Source organism: Streptomyces sp. WM4235, assembly GCF_001279725.1.
In the GTDB taxonomy this organism is placed as follows: Bacteria; Actinomycetota; Actinomycetes; order Streptomycetales; family Streptomycetaceae; genus Streptomyces.
Genome location: NZ_LGDE01000248.1, coordinates 1 through 638, shown reverse-complemented (window position 1 = coordinate 638; position 638 = coordinate 1). Strand labels below are relative to the sequence as shown.

The window sequence follows — 638 nt, the reverse complement described above, 5'->3', positions numbered from 1 at the left end:
GGAGGGCTTCGCCGCTGCAGACGACGAGTCGCAGGGTGGGGCAGGTGGTGATCTCGGTGTCGGCGAGGAACGCGGCGAGCATCGAGGGGACGAAGTGCAGGACGGTGACGCGCTGTTCGCGGATGAGGGCGGCGAGGTAGTCGGGGTCCTTGTGGCCTTCGGGTCGGGCGATGACGAGGGGGGTGGCTTCGGCGAGGGGCCAGAAGAACTCCCAGACGGATACGTCGAATCCGGCGGGTGTCTTCTGCAACACGCGGTCGTCCGAGGCGAGTCGGTAGGCGCCCTGCATCCATTGCAGGCGGTTGACGATGGCCTCGTGTTCGACCATGACGCCCTTGGGGCGGCCGGTGGATCCGGAGGTGAAGATGACGTATGCAAGGTGGCGCGGCAACAGCACCGCCGAGCGGTCCGCATCGGTCACGGAGTCACCGCGCAGCGAAGCCAGGTCCGCCGTCACCTCGGGCGCCCCGATCACGACCACCTCGGCGTCGGCGGGTACCGGGACCGCGTCGAGTGAAGGCAGGTCGGTCACCAGGCACACCGGGGCGGCGGTTTGGATCATGTGGGTGAGGCGGTCGGTGGGCAGGGTGGTGTCGAGGGGGAGGTAGGCGCCGCCGGCGCGGACGACGGCGTGCAGG

The 638-nt window shown here is 69.6% G+C and carries 1 protein-coding gene; it reads right to left on the bottom strand.

Annotated features, from left to right (window positions below):
* On the bottom strand, positions 1-638 hold a 638-nt coding region (locus ADK55_RS18165), incomplete at both ends, for an AMP-binding protein (RefSeq protein WP_159041446.1).